The 4,672-nt window shown below is 46.1% G+C and carries 5 protein-coding genes; 1 reads left to right on the top strand and 4 read right to left on the bottom strand.

Annotated features, from left to right (window positions below):
* The coding region (locus IAQ59_RS21515; protein ID WP_209332917.1) for a hypothetical protein at positions 1 to 649 on the top strand (649 nt) is incomplete at its 5' end.
* A 238-nt stretch (positions 650 to 887) separates the two neighbouring features.
* Here IAQ59_RS21515 and IAQ59_RS21510 read toward each other — a convergent pair.
* The 4 genes from IAQ59_RS21510 to IAQ59_RS21495 all read right to left on the bottom strand — a co-directional run bounded on the left by IAQ59_RS21510 (position 888) and on the right by IAQ59_RS21495 (position 4,447).
* Entirely contained in the window at positions 888 to 3,002 is a 2,115-nt protein-coding gene (locus IAQ59_RS21510) for a M12 family metallo-peptidase (RefSeq protein WP_209332916.1), read from the bottom strand.
* 24 nt (positions 3,003 to 3,026) lie between these two features.
* Positions 3,027 to 3,512, bottom strand: a complete 486-nt coding sequence (locus tag IAQ59_RS21505) for a hypothetical protein (protein ID WP_209332915.1) — start codon at positions 3,510 to 3,512, stop codon at positions 3,027 to 3,029.
* Positions 3,513 to 3,612: 100 nt separating this feature from the next.
* Positions 3,613 to 3,909 (bottom strand): molybdenum ABC transporter permease, encoded by a 297-nt coding sequence (locus IAQ59_RS21500; protein ID WP_245189774.1) that lies wholly within the window; start codon positions 3,907 to 3,909, stop codon positions 3,613 to 3,615.
* Between the two features lie 196 nt (positions 3,910 to 4,105).
* On the bottom strand, positions 4,106 to 4,447 hold the full coding sequence (locus IAQ59_RS21495; protein WP_209332914.1) for a DUF4138 domain-containing protein: 342 nt from the start codon (positions 4,445 to 4,447) through the stop codon (positions 4,106 to 4,108).
* Positions 4,448 to 4,672 lie beyond the last annotated feature (225 nt).

Here is a 4,672-nt window from a genome sequence, read left to right as displayed (position 1 = left end):
AGAGAATCAGAGGGCTTTTTTACAAGTTTTGGAATTTAGTCGGATGACAGTATTTTTCTTTCTTCTTGTACCCTTTATAGTGGTTTCATGTAAAGAAGAAGCTTTAGACCCTGAAATTGTTGAGGAGGTTGCTTCCGGGTTTACCGAGGTGGTGACTTCTTCCACACCTTTGCCTATAATTGTTGAGCAGAATGCGCATTTGAGAAACCAGGCAATGGCCTCCATAAATGCCACTTCGGGGCAAAACGTCGAAGCCCCGGCAAACTGGACGCAATTTGGCCCGTTCACGGTAACCGGGGACCTGACGTTAACGTCCACGAATTTTAGAGTGGTTCTTGGCCCGGAGCAAGGTTACGCAACAGGTGTTTACTTTTGTGATGTCTACAGGTGTTCCAAAAGCGTCACGTTGCCAGCTGGAGCCCTTATGCATTATGACGGTGCTTCAAAGGAAGGTTATGTGACCCCTTCCAATCCTAACGTAATTGGGGTTAACGTAAACCAAACTGGAAATACTTTCGAGTTCGCAACATGGAGTTTAGTCCCTAGGTATAATACGGCAGGCCAAAATATCAATCCCAGCCTAATACCTATACCAATTGATTTAACCGGGACTGAATTCACGTATTATTATGTACAGTTTATACCGTAATTTTTTTGTATTACTTCTGGGATAATTTGGGGCAATCACAAAATGGGAAATCATCATTTTGTAATTTAGGGGCCGATTTCGATGATTTCGGCCTTTTTGCATCGATACCCTATTTTCTCTTCCAACAGGTTCATTCGAAGAGTTTGGTTATACCAAAAGACCGACTTTTAAAACAGCATCTCTTGGCAACGGTGGTTCATACCGTTGCCAAGAGATTCATATACTTCCCCTTATCCATCTAGTGCCGGATAAGTACCTGCTTTCTTTCCTCTTTACCGTTGTGGAGGATATGGACGAAATACGTCCCCGCTGGGAATGCCTCCGTGTCAAAGATAATCTGCCCATCCTCGCTGTTTCCGCTTACGCATTGGTTCCCCTTGTCATCGTAAAGGGTAGCGGAGAATTCCGGGAAAAACTTCTTCTCAGCTAGGCCCTGTCCTTCCATAACATAGGACAGCACTAGGGTATGGTCGGCTGGGTTGGGATAGACAAGCATACCTCCCAGACCACTTACTACCGTGAAATTTTGGGCATACTCTGTACCCCATCCGCACCCCGATTGCCCTTGACCAAAAATCGTGTAATTGCCGACAAATGGTACGGTAAACGTAAAATTGCGATTGCTCAGGTTGGTCCAGGGGATCTGAAAGCCGCTCGGCCCGGTGACACGGTATCTGTAGGCGGTGGGAGCTACCCCGCTCAAATGGATGGTGGATAATATCCACGTGTTGGGAGTGAGTACGCCACCAAAACCCTGCAGGCTGAAAGCATTTACATTGACAAACCCTACGTTGAGGACTCTGCGTAAGGGAAATGCCCCGCAGCCGGGCACCGTCACCGTCGCCGTCAGGATAACCTCACCATTGAAGCTTCCCGCCCGTGTGACGGTGCGGGAATTTCCACTCCCGGTAATCGTTACGGCACTTGAAGGGTTGGCACTCCAAGTGACCGTGGCGCCAGCGGGCACGTTATTGATGGAATACGTGCCAGAAGTGGTACAAAGCGAGGCAGGACCGGACATAGTGGAAGCACCGCATACGCACAGGCATGTTGCATTAGCTACCCTGTTGCGGATTCTGTTACCTGGTTGTGTTCCAAAACCAAGGTTAAAATTCACACCCACGCTTTGATCAACACAATAACTCATAATAGTACCTCCTCCAGACGGTATGCCTGGTGTTAGACAAGGACCAAACCCTACATCCTCGGCGTTCGCACATCCATCAATTGCCGTATTGTTTTCGTTCCATGCGCAGGCGTGGGTATGGTGTGAACCGAATAAATGGCCTAATTCATGGGCCACAACAAAAACCGTTTTGCTAAACGTAGGCACAGGCGCAAAATTGTTGTCAAACATGGACACAGACAACCTTTCCGAAGCAGTAGCGTGACATAAGCCATTTATTCTTGCTGCCCAACCCCCGAGTGATCCTCTAAACGTCAACAATTGCCCCAAATCTCCGTTAAAAGCGGTGCGGTGTGTTTGGAATTCACCTAAAAGAGTTAAAGGATGGGTAGCAGCGTAAGGATCCGCCGTTGTCCAAACAAAAATCTCGGAGATTCTTATCTCCACATTCTCATTCCTATACAATACGGCTACTTGGTTGAAAAGGCCTGTGACAAAGATTTCGACTGAAAGTACACTACCCCGGGCTTGGAAGATATCGTGTTCAGTTTCGAGGTAGATCCTAGTACATCTGGCAGTGGAGGAAAGAATTTCAGACTTCGATGTTTCGGAAAAGAACTCCGTATCACTTTCCGAATGGTCATGGTCGTGAGTCACTCCACAATTGAAATCAAGTTTTTCTTTTAGGTTTTTATCGTTGAAAAAAACATGTCTTCCGTTCTCCCTATCCAAAGACAAGTTAAAATTCCCCTCGTCTGTAGCAACGATTCCCATTACCTCCTCTTCCGTAAAACTCATGGCTACCACACTATTTAGGTCTCCCCTCACGACCCCTTGGTAATGCCGGATGGCTCCTACGCTGGCCGGCAGATGTTGGCCGTCGCTGGTCACGACATCATAACCGTAAAAGGATGCCGGGACTTCCAGTAGTTCCAGTTGGATTTCTCGATCCTTAAACGGAATTGCCAGGAAAACCGCCTCGGTCAGGTTTCTGAATGCGGTTTCATCATAGAGGATAAACTGGACTTCACCGGGGTTTTCAAAATGGGCAAGCGTCTTCCGGTCGTCCGGAGCCTGCTGAAAGGCTGACTGAATTTCCTGGAACTCCGTCCCATCAGCTTTCGCCTGTTGAACGCTCTCATACAACAGGTTTTCCTGCCCAAAGCCGCTTAAGGAGAAAAAAAGGCAGACAATGGCAAGAGTTAAGATAAATCGTATCTTTTTCATAATAAAAATAGTTAAGGTTAATCATTAGTCGATTCGGATAAATTCCATTTTTGGGCCGTCAGTAGGTGAAGCATCCAATGTCATCATTGTAGTCTCGACGGAACACCCCCATCTATTGTGAGCTATTTTTAACCCTCTAAATGAGGATGCACCTGAATCAAAGGGATCCCAAATGAATTCATAATTGTAATCCCCAGCATGATGAGCAGCTTCCGTAACACTGTTGTTTACCACTAGCGAGCCGTCTGACCTGAAATGGTACACGATATCGTCACAGGAATAATCTGTCACTTCAGGTTCACGGGTAAAGTACGCTTGCCTTACCCGCACCAATTTCCATTTTCCCACCACGTCATCCTCCGGTCCAGCCACGGCGCGCACGCGGCATCTCAGGTTCTCGGGGTTGTTGTCCTCCCCACACCCGGCAAGGATAAGGGACGGGAACGCCACTAGGGCTAACCATAAATACAATTTCCCGTCAATAAGCATCTGTAATTTTGTCTTTTTCATAGTAGATTATCATTTAGGTTTTACCTTTTCATCGGTTTCAAAAGACAGGACGCAGCTTTATCAAAAAGTGCCACAATAATTCCCGTTATAGGTCAATAATTTACTCTTCCACCCGGTTTTCCTCGGTAGCACCCGATTCCGTCCCGCTTGCTTGCTGCTCTTTCCTTATGCCGGAATACGTCCATAGGAAAAGAATGCAGAAAACAATGAGGATGTAGGCTACCCATTTGCCGACACGCTCAAGAAACGTGATGATAACCGACTTTTCATAACTTGAAAAGCCCTCCGATCCCATGGGGCTTCTCCTATAGAACTTCCTACGGTTGATCCAATAGCGCAGGCTTATGCCGCCTACGAGTGCTATGATCCCCAATACAAGTGTTGGTTCTATAGCCATAGTTTATTTTAGTTAAATAACTACATAAAGATATAAATAAATCTTCAAAATCAAATTATTTTCTCAATAAATAGCAGTTATTACTTTTTTTTTAATACCAATAAATCTCTTATAAGAGATTTATTGGTATTAAAAACTCCATTTTAGCACTATCAAGGCACTGCCTATATTGTTTGTCTCTGAGATCTTCGTAAGGCTATTTGATCCTAAGGTGGATATCTTGGATTGGCTTTGCGCTTACCAAGTCCACGTTTTGGATCCGTAGTACTTGGTGTCGGCCACCATTTTTCTCAAACATCTCCACAAGCAAAACCTTGTCGTCCGTGAAGGTAAACTGGTCCAGGAGAAACACGTTTTTCTGGCTGGTGTTTCCTGCTACTTGATCCAGGGGCTTGTAAACCCGCAGGGGAACCAGTGGATTCTCCTGTACCACCGTACGCCTGGCCACCTTCCGGTCCACCACCTTGAGGTTCACGAAATCGATCTGGAACGGCACGTTGCTGCTGTTCCGCATCCAAAACACCAGATACTTCCACATACCTGATAAATAAGGTTACCCAATACTTTGTTTGAAATGGGTATAGTATGATCAGAAAAAGCCAGCCGGTGCGTGGTCTAGCCCCGTCCGCTAGAGAAAAACAGCATCAGATTATATCTGGATTTCTATCCCCCATTGGGAGATAGTAGGGCGTATGTCTAAGTTTACCTGTCCTTTTTAGTGCTCCGAGGGCTACCATTTCCGCAAGATCTCTGGTTGCAGTAG

The organism is Lunatimonas salinarum, from assembly GCF_017811155.1.
Taxonomy (GTDB): domain Bacteria; phylum Bacteroidota; class Bacteroidia; order Cytophagales; family Cyclobacteriaceae; genus Lunatimonas; species Lunatimonas salinarum.
The sequence above is the reverse complement of the archived record's forward strand: the minus strand, read 5'-3'. Positions and strand labels throughout refer to the sequence as shown.